Origin of the sequence: Roseateles saccharophilus, from assembly GCF_031458095.1 — a bacterium.
Classification (GTDB): Bacteria; Pseudomonadota; Gammaproteobacteria; order Burkholderiales; family Burkholderiaceae_C; genus Pelomonas; species Pelomonas saccharophila_A.
The window spans coordinates 15,719-30,597 of record NZ_JAVDXU010000002.1 but is presented as its reverse complement, the minus strand read 5'-3'; the positions used below and the strand labels follow the sequence as shown (position 1 = coordinate 30,597).

The window sequence follows — 14,879 nt, the reverse complement described above, 5'->3', positions numbered from 1 at the left end:
TGATGTGCATGTCATCATTCCACCGCGCTCTCTGCATCGATTCACCATGCTCGGCACCCACGATCTCCCCCTCTTTGCCGCCACCGTCTTCATCCTGAACGCGACACCCGGCGTCGACATGGCCTATACGGTGGCCAGCACGCTGCGCGGCGGCTGGCGCCAGGGCGTGGCGGCGGCCATCGGCATCATGGGGGGCTGCGTGCTGCATACCCTGGCTGCCGCCTTCGGCCTGGCGGCCCTGCTGGCGGCATCGGCCGAGGCCTTCACCGTCGTCAAGCTCGTCGGCGCGGCCTATCTGCTCTATGTGGCCTGGGGCATGTTCAAGGCCGGGCTGCGTCCAGCTTCGGCACCGGCCGAGGTCAGCGCACCGCCGTCGCTGTGGCGCACCGTGCGCCAGGGCTTCTTCACGAACGCGCTGAATCCCAAGGTGGCGCTGTTCTTCCTGGCGCTGCTGCCGCAGTTCATCGACGCCGCCGCGCCGGACAAGACCCTGGCCTTCCTCTTCCTCGGCGCCTGGTTCATCGCCCAGGGCCTGCTCTTCCTGCTTGCCCTCATCCTGCTCGTGGCGCCGCTGCGCCGCAGCCGGCCGCGGCCCTGGGTGGGACGCAGTCTCAATCTCGGCGGCGCCGGCCTCTTCACCGTCCTCGCCGCCAAGCTGGCTCTCACCAAACCATGAATGTCCTCATCATTGGCGCTTCGCGTGGCCTGGGCCTGGAGTTCGTGCGCCAGTACCGCGCGGCAGGCGCCCGCATCACCGCCACGGCCCGCGACGAGGCGGCGCTGGAGCGCCTGCATGCCCATGGCGCCCGCGCGCTGAAGCTGGACGTGGCCGACACGGCCAGCGTGTCCGGCCTGGCCTGGCTGATCGACGGCGAAGCCTTCGATGTCGTCGTCATCAATGCCGGCGTCTATGGCCCCAGCACCTCGGGCCTGCAGGCGCCCACCGAGGCCGAGTTCGACACCGTCATGCACACCAATGTACTGGCGCCCATGCGGCTGCTGCCGCAGATCGCCGAGGCGCTGGCGCCGGGCGCGCGGGTGGCCATCATTTCGTCCAAGATGGGCTCGATTGGCCTGCGTACCAGCACCGCGGGCTGGCTCTACCGCGCTTCCAAGGCGGCGGTGAATTCGGTCATGAAGGACGCGGCCCTGGCCCTGGCGGGCAAAGCCACCGTCATCAGCTTCCACCCCGGCTGGGTGCGCACCGACATGGGCGGCTCGGGCGCCGACATCGATGCCAGCACCAGCATCGCCGGCATGCGCACCGTGCTGGCCAGCGTGAAGCCGGTCGATACGGGCAGTTTCTTCAACTACGACGGCCAGCGCCTGGACTGGTGAGCGGCGTTTGCCGCTGTAACCAACCCTTACTTCGGACCCCGGTGCGGGCTGAGCTAACGTCTCGATCCTGGCACTCCGATTGCTTGCTTTTGCGCAGGTGGTCCGGGTGGCCGCTGACCCGCCCCGTTCGAGGGCGCCAGGAGGATTGAAATGGACATGCCCCTTGCCGAAGCCGAAACGACCGCCCTGATCCGCGTGGGCGAAACCTGCGAGCGCCACATCCGTTTCACCCGCGAGGACATCGCCGCCTTCGCGCGCCTGACCGGCGACACCAACCCCCTGCACCACGATGTGCAGGCGGCCCAGCGGGCGCGGCACGGCGAGATCATCGCCAGCGGTCAGCAGACGACCGCGCAGATGATCGGCCTGGTGGCCAGCCACTTCTCACGCAGCGACGACGGCGCGGACCGCGAACTGCTGTGCCTGAACTTCAACTTCGCCTTCAAGGCGCCGGTGTTCGCCGAGCAGGAATTGCTGCTGCACTGGCGCGTGGCCAGCGTCGAATGGAATGCCACGCTGGACGGCTGGCTGGCCCATGTCGACGGGCGGGCGACGGTGCGCAACGCCCACCCTTGCGTGGTGGGCCGCGGCACCCTGCTCGTCAAGGCAGCCAGGCCCTGACCTGATCGGCCAGCGTGGCCACGTCGATGGGCTTGCCGATATGGGCGGCGCAGCCGGCCGCCAGCGCGCGGGCGCGCTCCTCGGGCATGGCCTGGGCGCTCATCGCCAGCACGGGCACGTCGCGCAGCGCCGGATCGGCCTTGAAGCGGCGCGTGGCTTCGTAGCCGTCCAGCACCGGCATGCGCAGGTCCATCAGGATGATGTCGGGCCGCTGCGCGGCGGCGGCCTCGAGGGCCAATTGGCCATTGACCGCCCAGTCGACCTCGAAGCCGGCCGCCTCCAGCACATAGCGGGCGAGATAGGCGTTGGTGGCGTTGTCCTCGACCAGCAGCACCCGCGGCAATGTCATGGCAGCGCTTCCATGTCGATGATGAAGCATGAACCGCCCCCCTCGGCGGGCTCGTGGCGGATGCGGCCCTGCATGCCGGCCAGCAGCTGTGCGCTCAGATACAGGCCCAGCCCCGTGCCCTCCTGGGCATGGGCGACGCCGCCTTCGAGCTGACGAAAGGGCTGGAAGAGCAGGGCGCGGTGCTCCTCGGGAATGCCCGGGCCATGGTCCCTGACGCTCAGCAGCAGGCGCCCGGCGTCCTGCCAGGCCCGGATCCGGATGTCGCCCTGCGCGGAGAACTTGATCGCGTTGCCCACCAGGTTGAGCAGCACCTGGGTCAGCTTGCGGCGGTCGCCCCGCCAGGGCAGGGAGGGGGGCGTGTCCAGCTGCAAGGCCAGGCCCTTGGGTTCGGCCAGCGGGCGCAGCTGGCCGGCTACGTCGGCGGCGATCTGGGCGATGTCGATGGGTTCAATGTGCAGATCCATGCGGCCGGACTCGATGCGCGACAGCTCCAGCAGGTCGTTGATGAGGGCCAGCAGATGGCGGCCCGAGCTGGCGACGAAGCCGAGCTGGCGCTTCTGCTCGGCGGTGACCGGGCCGCTGCGGCCGCTGTGCATCAGGTCGGTGAAGCCGAGGATGGCGTTCAGCGGCGTGCGCAGCTCATGGCTCATGCGCGCCAGGAACTCGGACTTGAGCCGGTCGGCCTCCTGCAGCCGCAGATGTTCGGCCGTCGCCCGCTCGGCCGCCTTGCGCTCCGAGATGTCGTGCAGCAGGCCGACGAACAGTGCCTCGCCGTCGAGCTCGAAGCGCGAGAAGCGGATCTCCACCGGCAGCTCGTGGCCGTCGGCATGGCGGGCCAGGGTCTCGACGCCGCGCCAGTTCAGGCGCTTTTCACCGGTTGCCAGGTGGCGGGCCAGGCCGGCGGCATGGGGCGCCTGCAGGCCTTGCGGCTGCAGCGTCGCCAGCGGTCGGCCGGCCAAGCTGCCCGCCTCGTGGCCGAGCAGGGCGTGGACGGCCGGGTTGGCGAAGCGGATGGTGCTGGCGGCGTCGATGATGACGGCGCCGTCGATGCTGGTCTCCCACAGCGAGCGGAACAGCGCCTCGCTGCGCTGCACGGCCTGATGGGCACTCAGATCCTCGCGGGCGCGCCGCATCACGAGGCCGGCGGCGGCCAGGCCGAACAGCAGGGCGCTGATCACCAGCATGCCGATCAGCGCGGCCGCCGTGATGCGCGAGGCCAGCCCGAGGCTGGCCGAGAAGCGCTGCTCCATCGGCGTCAGCCGCGCATCCAGCGCCAACACGCGGGGCAGCAGCGCGGCGCGGGCTGCGGGGGGCAGTTCTCGAGCCTGGCGGGCCAGTGCGGTCAGCTCGGTGATGAGTTCGTCGGCCTCGCGCCAGATGCCGACCGACTCGGCCATATAGGGCAGGCCACGGCAGCAGCGGTACAGGCGGATCATGCCGGGCGCGTCGTCGGCGTGGTTGCGCGAAGCGATGAAGCCCTGGCGGGCCTCGTCGTCGTGATCGCCGCCCCTGTCCATGGCCTCGCGGGCGCGCCTGGCGTTCAGCGGCACGGCGATCTCGCGCTCGAAGGCCTGGTACTGAGCCTCGTCGCCGGATTGCAGATACAGCACCAGGGCCAGGGCCGCACCCTTCTGCGCGCGCGACCACTGGCTCTCGCCGGCGACATAGGCGCGGGCGGCCGACAGTGCCGTGATGGCGAACAGCCCCAGCACGGCCAGCAGGGCCGCCATGGCGATCAGCAGCCAGGCCACGCGGCGCGCGCCGTGCGGCAGCCCGGTAGGCGGAGGAGAAGCGAAGGCGTGGCTCACCGCTTCCCAGTATGCCCAGGCGCTGCCGGCGCGGGAACCTCAGGACGTAGGACGTTCCTTTCGGTCTCGCCCGGGAGTCCAGGCAATCCTGGCGTTACTTCGACGCACCGGCGGCCGGCGCCTCCACCTCGAAACTGCCCACCAGCACCTGGTCGCCGCGGCCGGACAGGCGCAGCACGCTGCGTTCGTCCTTCTGGGCCGCGGTGCCAAAGCCGGTGGACAACCACAGCATCAGCGTCGTGTAGGGTGACACCAGCTGCTGGTTGTGGCCATAGAACTGGGCGCGCACCTCGTAGCGGCCCGGCTTGGCGCGGCGCAGCGAGAACTCCTCGGGGCCGTAGCCGCCGGTGAAGTCGCGCGACATCGCGCCGCCCTGGCGGGTCAGGCGATGGGCGTAATAGGCCTTCTCGCCGTCGGGGTCGGTCACCCAGAGGTCGATGTCGGTGTTGTCGGCATCCCAGGTCAGCACCGCGCGCAGGTCCAGCGGCAGGTTGCGGCGCAGCCGGGCGTCGACGCGGGACAGATTCAGCCGGGGCGTGCGCGCAGCCAGGGCATTGAGTTCGGTCAGCGCGATCAGGTCGATGTCGGCAAAGCGACCGTCCCAGGGCCGGCTGGCCACATCCCACAGCAGGTCCACGGCGCGCTGGGGCTGGGTGGGCGCCAGGGCGAGGGCCAGGTCGCGCGAGGATTGGGGCTCATCTGGGGCGAGTTCGCGCACGCGCTCCAGCAGCGGCACGGCCAGCGCGACCTGGTCGGCCTGCAGCAGGCGATAGGCCAGGATGCGCAGGATGTGGCGGTTCTCCAGCTCCATCTCGGCGAGGTTGGACAGCACGCGCAGAGCCAGCGCCTGCTGGCCCTTGGCGAAGAAGATCTCGGCCGCGTCGATGAAGAAGGCGGTGCTGGACAGATAACCGGGCCTCTCGTCCAGGTAGACGGCATAGCGCTCGCCGTCGCTGGCTTCGCGCAGCCGGCGCACATAGGCGGCGTTGGGCTCCCAGGCGCGCAGGGCGATGCTGGCGGCCGCGGGCGAGGCCGCGGTCCCGGCATCCTCTTCGCGGGCGCGGCGGGATCCGGTCACGGCCACCGATTCGAGCGCCGGTGCCGCCATGCTGGCCATGGCGGGCGCCGGCGCGGGGGGCGCGGCCATGCGCATCTCGGCAGGCGCCGGCGGCGGGGCGATAGGCGCGGGCCGGGCGACATCGGCGGCCGCCTTGGCGGCTTGCGACGGCACCGCGATCGACGGGCGGACCGGTGCAGGGGCCACCGGAGGCAGCGGCGCGGTCGGCCTGGCCTCGGCGACCGGCGGGGCCTCCAGCGGGAAGGTCTTGGCCCACCAGGCCTCGCGCTGCTTGAAGCGCTGCACCAGGCCGTCGACATGGCGTTCGCGGTCGGCCTGGCGGGAGGCGCCACGCTGGGCCAGCATCTGCTGGTAGGTCGCGCGCATGGCGGCCGTCGGCGGCACGATCTCGTAGCGCACATAGTCGGCCAGCTCATCCAGGACGATCAGCGAGGTCTCGGCGCTGAGCAGGCGGAACTGCTCACCCAGGCGGCGGATCTGGGCACGGTTGCGCTGCTGCTCGGCCGACAGCTCGGCCACGCGCAGTTCGGCCCAGCGCCGCGCCGCCAGCGGCAGCGTGGCCTCGTCGGACGCAGGACTCTCGGTCGGTGCCCTGAGCTCGATGCGGCGCTGGCTGCGCCGCCCCTGGCCGTCGGTGAGCGTGACGAGGAGGCGGCCCGTGACCACCGTCAGGCGGGCGGCGATGGCGAGGCGGCCGTTCTCGGGGTGCAGGGATTCGATGACGACGTCCTCGATGCCCTCGACACCATCGCCCTTGACGTCGACCACCTGCAGGCCCGGCCTTGTCAGCGCGGTGAAGGCGGACGCCGTGTCCATGCGGGTCAGGTCCAGCAGGCGTGCGCCGCTGGTCTCGGCGAGGCGGCGCAGCCTTGGCAGGTCGGCCCGGCTGGCGGCATTCACCGTGAACACGGGGCCGGCGGGCGGCTGGCCGCCGAGGTCCGGCCAGGTGGCCAGGCCGTCGCTGAACAGCAGGCTCATCGTGCCGCTGCCGGAGGGCGCGGCGGCCAGGCCGGCATACCAGGTGGCCGGACTGCTGGCGCCGTCATAGGGCAGCTGCTGCAGGGTGCGGCGCAGGGCCTGCCAGTCGCCACCGCGCACGTCGAAGACGCGTTCCTGCTCGGCGGCGTCGCGTGCCACGGTCAGGTGCACGCGCACGTCGCGGGCGGCGGAGAAGAGGGCATCAAGCAGGGCGAGTTCGCGCGCATGGTCCCGCTCAGCGCCGGAGCCCGACGCATCCCAGACGAGGTTGAGCTCACGCGGCAGGCGGGCCGGTCCGCGCGCGCCCTCGGCGGCGGCGAGTTCGGCATAGGCATAGACCTGGCCGAGATGCTCCTGCACGACGACGTTGTCGCCACCACTGCCCGCCCAACTCAGGGCCAGGGCCTCGCGGGGCTGCCAGTCGCGGCGCTGCAGCTGCATCGAGGTCTGGTCGCCGCGCGCAAAGGTCTCCACGCCGGCCAGGGCGCCAGCGGGCAGGATGCGGGTGCCGCCGCGCAGGTCGAAGCGGCCTTCGAACTGGGCCATGGGCTGGCCGAAGTTCAGCGGCAGGCGGTACTGCAGGCGGCCGTGGGCGTTGGGCTGCAAGGTCTCGGCCAGCTGCAGCATGACGCGCCGCTCGCCGTTGGGCGGCACGGGGTAGATGCGCAGCTTGAAGTTGTTGCCGGCGGTGCGCTCCAGCAGGGCCGGGTCGACACGGCGGCGCGAGATGTCGTCGAACACCTGGCGGCCCTTGTCCTTGGGCACGGGCACCGCGGCGACCATCTCGCCGCGGATGTCCAGCGCGAAGCCGACGACGCTCTGGCCCGCGTCCAGCGGGAACTCCAGCGTGGCCTCCAGCTGGCGCGGGTTGGGGTTGCGCACGACCAGCTCGAGGCGCGTCTGCGCCTGGGCGCCGGCCAGCGTGGCCTGCACCTGCACGCGCTGCAGCGTCAGCGGCTGGCCGGCGTCGGGCACGATGAAGCGCGGCATGGGCGGCGCTATCGGCGGTGGCGGCTTGACGGGCGGTGGCGGCGGGCTGAGCGCGAAGGTGGCCGAGGCCGCCAGCGTCAGCAGGGCGAGCAGCGAGCGAAGCGTCGTGGCAGACGGCATGAAGGAACTCCGGGACGAGTGGCTCCTGCTTCTACGGGGGCCGGGGCAAAACAGGGTGAACGCCGCTGCAAACGCCCAAGTCGACAATAGCGCCATCCCCCAACGTTGTCGGAAAGCGCCACCCATGCTCCTCCCCGAAGACCACCTCGCCGTACAGGACGCCATCCGCGCCTTCGTGCAGGCCGAGATCGCCCCCCATGCCGCGGCCTGGGACAAGAACCACCACTTTCCGGCCGAGCAGTTGAAGGGCCTGGCTGCCCTGGGCTGCTACGGCGTCGCCGTGCCCACCGAATGGGACGGCGCCGGCCTGGACTACCTGGCCCTGGCCGTCATCCTGGAAGAGATCGCGGCCGGTGACGGCGGCACCAGCACCGTGGTCAGCGTCAACAACTGCCCGGTCTGCTCCATCCTGATGGGCTTCGCCAACGACGAGCAGAAGGAGCGCTTCCTGAAGCCGCTGGCGCGCGGCGACATGCTGGGCGCTTTCTGCCTCACCGAGCCCCATGTCGGCTCCGAGGCCGGGGGCCTGCGCACGACCGCCATCCGGGATGGCGACGACTATGTGCTCAACGGCGTCAAGCAGTTCATCACCAGCGGCAAGCAGGGCGACGTCGCCATCGTCATGGCGGTGACCGACAAGGCCGCCGGCAAGAAGGGCATCAGCGCCTTCGTCGTGCCGACGAGCGCGCCGGGCTACACCGTCGCGCGCATCGAGGAGAAGATGGGCCAGCACAGCAGCGACACGGCCCAGATCCTGTTCGAGAACTGCCGCGTGCCGGCCGCCAACCGCCTCGGCGAAGAAGGCCAGGGCCTGAAGATCGCGCTGTCGGGCCTGGAGGGCGGGCGCATCGGCATCGCGTCGCAGTCGGTCGGCATGGCGCGTGCGGCCTTCGAGGCGGCGCTGCGCTACAGCAAGGACCGCGTCACCTTCGGCCAGCCCATCTTCAACCACCAGGCCATCCAATTCAAGCTGGCCGAGATGGCCATGCAGATCGAGGCCGCGCGTCAGTTGATCTGGCATGCCGCCAGCCTCAAGGACGCCGGCCGGCCCTGCCTGAAAGAAGCCGCCATGGCCAAGCTGTTCGCCAGCGAGATGGCCGAAAAGGTCTGCTCCGAGGCCATCCAGATCCACGGCGGCTATGGCTATCTCAGCGACTTCCCCGTCGAGCGCATCTACCGCGACGTGCGCGTCACGCAGATCTACGAGGGCACGAGCGAGGTGCAGAAGATCCTGATCGGGCGGGCGCTGGCTTGAGGCCCAGGCCGCCGTTCACGCCCGCTGGTTGCCGTTGGCGATGCGCGCTCGCCATCCGTCGCAATCCCTGAGCCTGCCCGCCGCCCTTCGCCCTAGGATGCCGCCCAACTCATAGCCTGGGAGCGGCGGATGGACGAGGTGCTGGTGGCGAGTGGCCTGCGCAAGGCCTATGGCGACAGGACGGCCGTGCACGAGGTCAGCCTCGCGCTGCGACCGGGCGAGGTGCTGGGACTGCTGGGCCCCAACGGCGCGGGCAAGTCGACCACCGTCGGCATGATCTGCGGCCTGACGGTGCCCGACGCCGGCGCCGTGACCCTGTCGGGCGGCGTCAGCCTGGCCTCGGACGAGGCCGGCTACAAGCGCCGCATCGGCCTGGTGCCCCAGGACATCGCGCTTTACGAAGAGCTGCCGGCGCGCATGAATGTCGAGCTCTTCGGCAATCTCTACGGCATGGCGCCCGAGGTGCTGAAGCGCCGCACGGACGAAGTGCTGGCCATGGTGGGCCTGAGCGACCGTGCCAAGGACAGGCCTTCGACCTTCTCCGGCGGCATGAAGCGGCGCCTGAACATCGCCTGCGCCCTCATCCATGACCCCGAGGTTCTCCTGCTCGACGAGCCGACTGCCGGCGTCGACCCGCAAAGCCGCAACGCCATCTTCGACAACCTGGAGATGCTCAAGGCCGCCGGCAAGGCCCTGATCTACACGACCCACTACATGGAGGAGGCCGAGCGCCTGGCCGACCGCATCGTCGTCATCGACCATGGCCGCGTCGTCGCCAGCGGCACCCAGGCCCAGCTGTTCGCGCTGCTGCCGGCCTCGCAGATCCTGCACATCGAGATCGAAGGCGAACCCGACGATGCGGCGCTGCAGGGTCTGGCCGGCGTGACGCGTGCGGGCCAGCGGCTGGATGCCCGCCTTGCCGACATCGGCCGCGACACCGGCCCCCTGCTCGCGGCATTGGCCCAGCGCGGCGTCGCCGTGCGCGGCCTCGCCTCGGCGCGCGCCACCCTCGAAGACGTTTTCCTGTCTCTCACCGGCCGTCAACTGCGGGACTGATCCATGCAAGCCTTGCTCGCCCTCGTCCGTGCAGAAATCAAGCTGCACTTCTCCAACCGCCGCGCCGTGCTGATGAGCATCGTCGCGCCCATCCTCATCGCCGCCTTCTTCGGCAGCCTGTTCGGCAGCAACAGCAAGATGGCCGGCATCGCCGTCGGTGTCGTCGACCTGGACCACAGCCCGCTGTCTCAGCGTGTCGTCGCGGCCCTGCAGGCCGAGTCCGCCCTGAAGACCACCGTCACCGACGAGGCCGACGCGGTGGCCCAGGTGCGTGCCGGCAAGCTGCGCGCCGTGGCCATCCTGCCGCAGGGCCTGGGCCAGCAGGCCGCGGGTGCGATGTTCGGCGGCGTGCCCAAGCCCGAGATCGTGCTGCACTACGACCCCTCGCAGGCCAGTGCCCTGGCCGTCGTGCGCGGCCTGCTCGCTCAGACCCTGATGCAGGAGGTCAGCCGCACCACCTTCAGCGCCGACAGCCCCGTGTTGGCGGATCTGAAGCAGCAGGTCGAGAAATCGCAGGGCCTGGACGCCGAGCGCCGTGCCGAACTCCTGCGCATGTTCGACAGCATCGGCGCCGTGCAAAAACGCGAAGCCACCCAGCCTCAGGGGGATGCCTCGGCGCCCGCGGCCGCAGGCCTGTCCATGCCCTACACGACGCGTGAGGTCGAGGCCCTGCAGTCCAGCGCCAACGCGGCGCCGGTGGCCTACAACAGCTATGCCCATTCCTTCGCCGGCATGGGCGTGCAGTTCATCCTGATGAGCGGCGTCGAGATGGGCATGGGCCTGCTGCTGATGCGCCGCCTGGGCCTGTGGAAGCGGCTGCGTGCGGCGCCGCTGTCGCGCGCCCAGCTGCTGGGCAGCCGCATCGCGGCCAGCGCGCTGATCTCGCTGATCGTCTTCGCCGTCATCTACGTCGTGGCCATTGCCTTCTTCGGCGTGCGCGTGCTGGGCAGCCCGGCCGGCTTCGCCCTGGTGCTGGCCTGCTTCGCGCTGCTGACGGCCAGCTTTGGCCTGCTCATCGCGGCCCTGGGCCGCACGCCGGAAGCCACGCGCGGCCTGGCCATCCTGGCCACGCTCTTGATGGTCATGCTGGGCGGCGCCTGGGTGCCGGCCTTCATCTTCCCGGAATGGCTGCAGACGGTGTCGCTTGCCGTGCCGACGCGCTGGGCCGTGGATGCGCTGGATGCGATGACCTGGCGCGGCCAGCCCTTCGCCGAGGCCTTGCTGCCGAGCGGCGTGATGCTGGCCTTCAGCGCTGCTTTCGCGCTGATTGCGATCTGGCGCTTCCGCTGGGAGGAGTGAGGCTCAGCCTGCGACGGGCTGACTGCGGCTGGCTCGCCAGCAGGCGATCAGCTCACGGGCCAGGCCCGGCAGCTCGCCGCGGCCGACGCGCTTGGCAAAGCCGAAGCGCTCGCCGGCGTAGATGCGGTCATAGGCCATGCGGGAGACGTGGGCCGGCCAGCCCTGGGCGGCCATCAGTGCGGAAAAGCGCTCCAGCAGCTGCAATTCGGCCTGCACCGGCCGGTCCTCCGGCGTCCAATGCTCGTCGATGACCAGCCGCGTCGAGCCCTCAGCCAGGCTGATGCGGCGCGGGCCGAAGCTGGGCAGTGGCAGGGGGCGGCGGTGGCGGCGTGACATGGCCGTGAAGATAGAACCGACTCGCGGTGGCGGCGTGCCGAAAAACACCGGTTTTTGCAGCCCGCGCGGCGTGCGAATCGACGGCAGGCTCAAAGATGTGGTCTTGATCACGCCCTGCCAGGCGGCGTTGACGCGATGGCCGGCCCGGTTTCATCATCGGCGGCATGCTTTCGCGGAGATGGAGATGCGCGCTGCCTGGTACTCCCGCAATGGCGAGGCTCGCGATGTGTTGATCGTCGGCGAGCTGCCGACGCCCACCCCAGGACCGGGTGAAGTGCGCGTGCGGCTTGCGGTCTCGGGCGTCAATCCGTCGGACGTGAAGTCCCGGCGCGCCCGGCCGCTTGGCGCACCCCTCATCGTGCCGCACAGCGACGGCGCGGGCGTCGTCGACGCGGTGGGCCCTGGCGTCAGCGAGCAGCGTGTCGGCGAGCGCGTCTGGATCTGGAACGGCCAGTGGCAGCGGCCGCTGGGCACGGCGGCGGAGTCCATCGCCTTGCCGCAAGCCCAGGCCGTGGCCTTGCCCGACGGTGTCGACTTCGCTGCCGCTGCCTGCCTGGGCATTCCGGCCATGACGGCCTGGCATGCCGTGCAGCGCCTGGGTGGCTTGCACGGCAGGACGGTGCTCGTCATCGGCGCGGCGTCGGCCGTCGGGCATTACGCGGCCCAGCTGGCCGTGCAGGGCGGTGCCCGCGTGTTGGGGACGGCTGGTTCGCCGCCCAAGGCAGCTCATGCACGGGCTGCGGGCGTCGAGGCCGTGATCGATTACAAGCGCGAGCCGGTCATGCAGCGGGTCAGGGAACTGACAGATGGCCGCGGCGTCGATGCTGTCATCGACATGGACTTCTCGACCACGTCGACCTGGCTGGGCGAAGGGCTGCTCGCCCCGCATGGCGTGCTGGTCAGCTATGGCTCCAATGCCTATGGGGATACATCGCTGCCCTACCGCCCCTTGCTGTTCGGCTCCGTCAGCCTGCTCTTTTTCCTTGTCTACGACCTCAATACGGCCGACCGGCGCGCGGCGATCGAGGGGCTGACGGGCCTGATCGCCGCAGGTCGACTCATGCACACCGTCGCCGGCCGCTGGCCGCTGGACGACATCGCCGCCGCGCATGAAGCCGTGGAGGGCGGTGCGCTGATCGGCAATGTCGTCGTCGATATCGGCTAGCTAGCGGATCGCCGACACCCAGCGCTCCAGCCGCGGCGCCATGCGCCAGCCGTCCTCGCCCAGCCAGTCGGCCGAGACCAGCACATGGTGGGCGCGGCCTATCAGCTTCCCGCGCGGCACCGTGCCGATGAAGCGCGAGTCCTCGCTGTTGTCGCGGTTGTCGCCGAGCAGGAAATACTGGCCCGCGGGCACCGTGATCTCGGCGAAGTCGCGCCGAGCGCGCAGGGCTGGCAGCAGCTGGACGGTGTGCTCGCGGCCGCCCAGGTTCTCGGTGGCGCGGACGGCATCGACGACCCAGCCCGGCGCCACGCTCTCGCCGCGCGTCTGGCGTTCGGTATAGGCCAGCGGCTGGCCGTTCAGGATCAGCACGTCATCGCGCATGGCGACGCGGTCGCCCGGCAGGCCGACGATGCGCTTGATCAGCCGCGTGCCGCCGGCCGGCGAGCTCAGCGTGACAACGTCGCCGCGCTGCGGCTCGCCCAGGGGCAGCAACACGACGTCGGTCAACGGCAGCTTGAGGTCGTAGGCCAGGCGGTTGACGAGGACGACGTCGCCTTCCAGCAGCGTCGGCCGCATCGAGCCCGAGGGGATGGGGTTCCAGTCGGCCACCGCCGTGCGGAACAGGGCGAAGCTGAGCAGGAAGAGGATGAAGCCGCGGTTGTCGCGGAGGCTGCGTCGGATGTCCATGGCCGCCATGCTCGGGCCCAGGCGCCGTCTCGGGGGTGGTGAATGGGCGAACGGCTGGCTGGGCCGGCTGGGTTGCGGCGGCGCCGTGTGAATGGCAGGTACAAAGCGACATGCCCATGGAGTTCACGCCATTGGCCGAAGCCGATCTGCCGATGTTGCACGAGTGGCTGGGCCGTCCCCACGTCGCGCAATGGTGGGGGCCGGCCGATTCGGTCGACGAACTGCGCGAGGACTTTCTGTCCGGAGGCACGACGCGTGCCTTCATCGCCCGCTTGGATGGCGAGGCCATCGGCTTTGTGCAGTGCTATGTGGTCATGGGCTCGGGCGACGGCTGGTGGGAGGACGAAACCGACCCCGGCGCGCGCGGCGTCGACCAGTTCCTGGCCCATCCCGGGCAGCTGAACCGGGGCCTGGGCCGGGCGATGGTGCAGGCCTTTGTCGCGCGCCTGTTCGAAGATTCGACGGTCAGCTTCGTGCAGACCGATCCTTCGCCCGACAACCCGCGCGCCATCCGCTGCTATGCCGCGGCGGGGTTCGAGGCGGTGGGCGAGGTGCTGACGCCCGACGGCCCGGCGCTGCTGATGCGCTGCCGCCGCCGCACCGAGCGGCGCTGAGGCGTGCGTGCCGCGACCGCGCGGCGGTGCACGCTCCAGCGGGTAGTTCAGGCCGGCGGATCCTTGGAGCGTGTGCGCGCCACGGCCATCATGATGCCGACGCCGGCGACGATGAGGCAGGCGATGGCGACATAGGTGGTGGCCAGGCCGGCGGTGATCAATGCCCAGGCGATGCCGCCCAGCAGCACGGCCAAGCCGACGATATAGAGCAGGAATGACATGAGACCTCCTGTCGGTGATGGAGCGGCGCTCCATCTCGTCAAGCCATTCTGGTGAGCCAGCCTGCCGTCAACGGTCGGACGCTGTTGGAGCCGGCCGTAGGTGGCTTCCTACCGTCAGCCTGCTCTAGGTCTTGAGGCTGGACGGCAGCTCGGCAAAGTCCTCGCTGCGCGCCAGCGTCGCCAGGGCCGCGAGCAACTCGGCCGGCGGCGCGACGAGCTTGCGCGTCGCCAGATCCAGCCAGCCGCCGCTGCTGTCGATGCGGGCGCACAGCTTGCCCGTGGGCCCGAGGATGTCGTTGCGCATCAGAAAGCGCGAGCCGTCCGCCGCCAGGCCGGCCAATTGCAGCGTCACCGTGATGGGCTGCAGCAGGCCGATCTCGCGAAAGTAGGTGATCTCGTCCCTGGCGATGACCGGCCCCAGGCGCCGCTCGGCAAACGCCTTCATCTCGAAGCCGCTGTCGGCGAAGAACATCATGCGCACATCCGCCGCCCGGTCCAGGAAGGCGGTGTTGCGCATATGGGCGTTGCTGTCCATGTCGCCCCAGCCGGCGATGAAGGGTTTGCTGTACATCGCTCAGCCCGCGTTCTTCAAGCCGAGGACTTCAATGGGCTCGATGTTGAGCGGGAAGGTGAACAGCTCCTGGCCCTTGCTCATCAGGGCCTGGGCGATGGGGCCGCTGAGGTGGCGCTGGCGGCCGGCCTCGTCGTGGAAAGCGTCGAAGACGCCAAACGTCGTCGGCGACAGCTTGAGCGCGAACCAGATCGGCGTCGTCGCCTCGTCGTTGGCCATGGCGAGGGCAGCGTGCAGGAAGTCCTGGGCCTCAGCGGCCTTGCCGGGCAGGGCTTCGAGGCGGACGAACAGGGCGAGCTTGATCATGAGGAACTCCTTGAGAGCGGTTGATGTCGTGGAATCGACGTTGCGCACTCTAGGCAGGGGCCGTCTCTGGAGCTATCGTCGTGAACG

General features: G+C 70.3%; 16 protein-coding genes. 8 read left to right on the top strand and 8 right to left on the bottom strand.

The genetic code is table 11. The annotated features are described in order from the left end of the window. The first annotated feature begins 46 nt into the window (after positions 1-46). From J2X20_RS12730 to J2X20_RS12720, 3 genes are all read left to right on the top strand, one after another. Positions 47-676 (top strand): LysE family translocator, encoded by a 630-nt coding sequence (locus J2X20_RS12730; protein ID WP_310265249.1) that lies wholly within the window; start codon positions 47-49, stop codon positions 674-676. Next, entirely contained in the window at positions 673-1,338 is a 666-nt protein-coding gene (locus tag J2X20_RS12725) for an SDR family oxidoreductase (protein WP_310265246.1), read from the top strand. Before J2X20_RS12730 ends, J2X20_RS12725 begins: the two co-directional genes overlap by 4 nt. A gap of 150 nt (positions 1,339-1,488) precedes the next feature. Beyond that, positions 1,489-1,959: a MaoC family dehydratase gene (locus J2X20_RS12720; protein WP_310265243.1), complete on the top strand. Its 471-nt coding sequence runs from the start codon at positions 1,489-1,491 to the stop codon at positions 1,957-1,959. On the opposite strand, the gene J2X20_RS12715 is transcribed toward J2X20_RS12720, so the two are convergent. The 3 genes from J2X20_RS12715 to J2X20_RS12705 all read right to left on the bottom strand — a co-directional run bounded on the left by J2X20_RS12715 (position 1,940) and on the right by J2X20_RS12705 (position 7,282). After that, positions 1,940-2,308, bottom strand: a complete 369-nt coding sequence (locus tag J2X20_RS12715) for a response regulator (RefSeq protein WP_310265240.1) — start codon at positions 2,306-2,308, stop codon at positions 1,940-1,942. The genes J2X20_RS12720 and J2X20_RS12715 overlap by 20 nt on opposite strands. Further along, a complete protein-coding gene (locus J2X20_RS12710) occupies positions 2,305-4,116 on the bottom strand; it encodes a sensor histidine kinase (protein ID WP_310265238.1) in 1,812 nt (603 codons plus the stop codon). The genes J2X20_RS12715 and J2X20_RS12710 overlap by 4 nt, the downstream gene beginning before the upstream one ends. Positions 4,117-4,210: 94 nt before the next feature. After that, positions 4,211-7,282: a VIT domain-containing protein gene (locus tag J2X20_RS12705; protein WP_310265237.1), complete on the bottom strand. Its 3,072-nt coding sequence runs from the start codon at positions 7,280-7,282 to the stop codon at positions 4,211-4,213. Between the two features lie 124 nt (positions 7,283-7,406). Here J2X20_RS12705 and J2X20_RS12700 point away from each other — a divergent pair, with 124 nt between their 5' ends. The 3 genes from J2X20_RS12700 to J2X20_RS12690 all read left to right on the top strand — a co-directional run bounded on the left by J2X20_RS12700 (position 7,407) and on the right by J2X20_RS12690 (position 10,892). Continuing rightward, positions 7,407-8,537 (top strand): acyl-CoA dehydrogenase family protein, encoded by a 1,131-nt coding sequence (locus J2X20_RS12700; protein WP_310265235.1) that lies wholly within the window; start codon positions 7,407-7,409, stop codon positions 8,535-8,537. 129 nt (positions 8,538-8,666) lie between these two features. Continuing rightward, positions 8,667-9,593: an ABC transporter ATP-binding protein gene (locus J2X20_RS12695; RefSeq protein WP_310265234.1), complete on the top strand. Its 927-nt coding sequence runs from the start codon at positions 8,667-8,669 to the stop codon at positions 9,591-9,593. A gap of 3 nt (positions 9,594-9,596) precedes the next feature. Continuing rightward, positions 9,597-10,892 carry an ABC transporter permease gene (locus J2X20_RS12690; RefSeq protein WP_310265232.1) on the top strand — a complete coding sequence of 432 codons (1,296 nt, stop codon included), beginning with the start codon at positions 9,597-9,599 and terminating at the stop codon, positions 10,890-10,892. A gap of 3 nt (positions 10,893-10,895) precedes the next feature. On the opposite strand, the gene J2X20_RS12685 is transcribed toward J2X20_RS12690, so the two are convergent. Next, complete coding sequence (locus J2X20_RS12685) at positions 10,896-11,228, bottom strand: hypothetical protein (protein ID WP_310265229.1); 333 nt, start codon at positions 11,226-11,228, stop codon at positions 10,896-10,898. A 184-nt stretch (positions 11,229-11,412) separates the two neighbouring features. On the opposite strand from J2X20_RS12685, the gene J2X20_RS12680 reads away from it, so the two are divergent. Then, the gene (locus J2X20_RS12680; protein WP_310265227.1) at positions 11,413-12,393 is read left to right on the top strand and encodes an NADPH:quinone reductase; all 981 of its coding nucleotides are present in this window, start codon (positions 11,413-11,415) and stop codon (positions 12,391-12,393) included. Here J2X20_RS12680 and lepB read toward each other — a convergent pair whose 3' ends face one another. After that, positions 12,394-13,080: a signal peptidase I gene (gene lepB, locus J2X20_RS12675; protein ID WP_310265224.1), complete on the bottom strand. Its 687-nt coding sequence runs from the start codon at positions 13,078-13,080 to the stop codon at positions 12,394-12,396. Positions 13,081-13,190: 110 nt separating this feature from the next. Here lepB and J2X20_RS12670 point away from each other — a divergent pair, with 110 nt between their 5' ends. Next, positions 13,191-13,694, top strand: a complete 504-nt coding sequence (locus J2X20_RS12670; protein ID WP_310265222.1) for a GNAT family N-acetyltransferase — start codon at positions 13,191-13,193, stop codon at positions 13,692-13,694. Positions 13,695-13,741: 47 nt separating this feature from the next. On the opposite strand, the gene J2X20_RS12665 is transcribed toward J2X20_RS12670, so the two are convergent. The 3 genes from J2X20_RS12665 to J2X20_RS12655 all read right to left on the bottom strand — a co-directional run bounded on the left by J2X20_RS12665 (position 13,742) and on the right by J2X20_RS12655 (position 14,792). After that, the gene (locus J2X20_RS12665; protein WP_310265221.1) at positions 13,742-13,915 is read right to left on the bottom strand and encodes a hypothetical protein; all 174 of its coding nucleotides are present in this window, start codon (positions 13,913-13,915) and stop codon (positions 13,742-13,744) included. 124 nt (positions 13,916-14,039) lie between these two features. Then, on the bottom strand, positions 14,040-14,486 hold the full coding sequence (locus J2X20_RS12660) for a thioesterase family protein (protein WP_310265220.1): 447 nt from the start codon (positions 14,484-14,486) through the stop codon (positions 14,040-14,042). A 3-nt stretch (positions 14,487-14,489) separates the two neighbouring features. Next, complete coding sequence (locus J2X20_RS12655) at positions 14,490-14,792, bottom strand: putative quinol monooxygenase (protein ID WP_310265217.1); 303 nt, start codon at positions 14,790-14,792, stop codon at positions 14,490-14,492. Positions 14,793-14,879 lie beyond the last annotated feature (87 nt).

Bases quoted from the DNA above. Each gene is read 5' to 3' on its own strand.
- J2X20_RS12730 (WP_310265249.1), top strand. From the start codon at position 47: ATGCTCGGCACCCACGATCTCCCCCTCTTTGCCGCCACCGTCTTCATC.
- J2X20_RS12725 (WP_310265246.1), top strand. From the start codon at position 673: ATGAATGTCCTCATCATTGGCGCTTCGCGTGGCCTGGGCCTGGAGTTC.
- J2X20_RS12720 (WP_310265243.1), top strand. From the start codon at position 1,489: ATGGACATGCCCCTTGCCGAAGCCGAAACGACCGCCCTGATCCGCGTG.
- J2X20_RS12715 (WP_310265240.1), bottom strand. From the start codon at position 2,308: ATGACATTGCCGCGGGTGCTGCTGGTCGAGGACAACGCCACCAACGCC.
- J2X20_RS12705 (WP_310265237.1), bottom strand. From the start codon at position 7,282: ATGCCGTCTGCCACGACGCTTCGCTCGCTGCTCGCCCTGCTGACGCTG.
- J2X20_RS12700 (WP_310265235.1), top strand. From the start codon at position 7,407: ATGCTCCTCCCCGAAGACCACCTCGCCGTACAGGACGCCATCCGCGCC.
- J2X20_RS12695 (WP_310265234.1), top strand. From the start codon at position 8,667: ATGGACGAGGTGCTGGTGGCGAGTGGCCTGCGCAAGGCCTATGGCGAC.
- J2X20_RS12690 (WP_310265232.1), top strand. From the start codon at position 9,597: ATGCAAGCCTTGCTCGCCCTCGTCCGTGCAGAAATCAAGCTGCACTTC.
- J2X20_RS12685 (WP_310265229.1), bottom strand. From the start codon at position 11,228: ATGTCACGCCGCCACCGCCGCCCCCTGCCACTGCCCAGCTTCGGCCCG.
- J2X20_RS12680 (WP_310265227.1), top strand. From the start codon at position 11,413: ATGCGCGCTGCCTGGTACTCCCGCAATGGCGAGGCTCGCGATGTGTTG.
- lepB (WP_310265224.1), bottom strand. From the start codon at position 13,080: ATGGACATCCGACGCAGCCTCCGCGACAACCGCGGCTTCATCCTCTTC.
- J2X20_RS12670 (WP_310265222.1), top strand. From the start codon at position 13,191: ATGCCCATGGAGTTCACGCCATTGGCCGAAGCCGATCTGCCGATGTTG.
- J2X20_RS12665 (WP_310265221.1), bottom strand. From the start codon at position 13,915: ATGTCATTCCTGCTCTATATCGTCGGCTTGGCCGTGCTGCTGGGCGGC.
- J2X20_RS12660 (WP_310265220.1), bottom strand. From the start codon at position 14,486: ATGTACAGCAAACCCTTCATCGCCGGCTGGGGCGACATGGACAGCAAC.
- J2X20_RS12655 (WP_310265217.1), bottom strand. From the start codon at position 14,792: ATGATCAAGCTCGCCCTGTTCGTCCGCCTCGAAGCCCTGCCCGGCAAG.